Origin of the sequence: Pseudomonas sp. 43(2021), assembly GCF_017490805.1 — a bacterium.
Classification (GTDB): Bacteria; Pseudomonadota; Gammaproteobacteria; order Pseudomonadales; family Pseudomonadaceae; genus Aquipseudomonas.
This window is the reverse complement of record NZ_JAFGYJ010000504.1, coordinates 1-451: the sequence shown is the minus strand read 5'-3', so window position 1 is coordinate 451 and position 451 is coordinate 1. Positions and strand designations below refer to the sequence as shown.

Below are 451 nucleotides of genomic sequence, written 5' to 3'. Positions count from 1 at the left end.
CGTTTTTACGAAATGATCCAGATCTACGGCACCACGCTGAAAGCGCTGGTTCACGAGCAGTTCGGTGACGGCATCATCAGTGCGATCAACTTCAAACTGGACATCAAAAAAGTCGAAGACCCGGAAGGCGGCTCCCGCGCGGTGGTGACGCTCGACGGCAAGTTCCTGCCGCTGCGCCCGTTCTAATGCGCCCGGCCCGCATCCTGCGTGCGGGCCATCTCATTACTGCCACGAGGACACGCCCATGAAAGCCCTGATCGACGGCTTCCTGAAATTCCAGAACGAAGCCTTCCCGCAACGCAGCGAACTGTTCAAACATCTGGCCACGACTCAGCAACCCGGCACGCTGTTCATCACCTGTTCAGACAGTCGCGTGGTGCCTGAGCTGCTGACCCAGCAAGAGCCCGGCGAACTGTTCCTGTATATTATACAAATCTCAGAGCCCACGAGA

1 protein-coding gene and 1 pseudogene are annotated in these 451 nt (G+C 57.4%); both read left to right on the top strand.

Going from position 1 to position 451, the window contains the following annotated elements; genetic code table 11:
• A pseudogene (locus J5M71_RS28400) lies at positions 1 to 186 on the top strand (cyanate hydratase); the annotation flags it as partial.
• 58 nt (positions 187 to 244) lie between these two features.
• Positions 245 to 451: carbonic anhydrase (locus J5M71_RS28395; RefSeq protein ID WP_279382402.1), on the top strand; the 207-nt coding region annotated here is incomplete at its 3' end.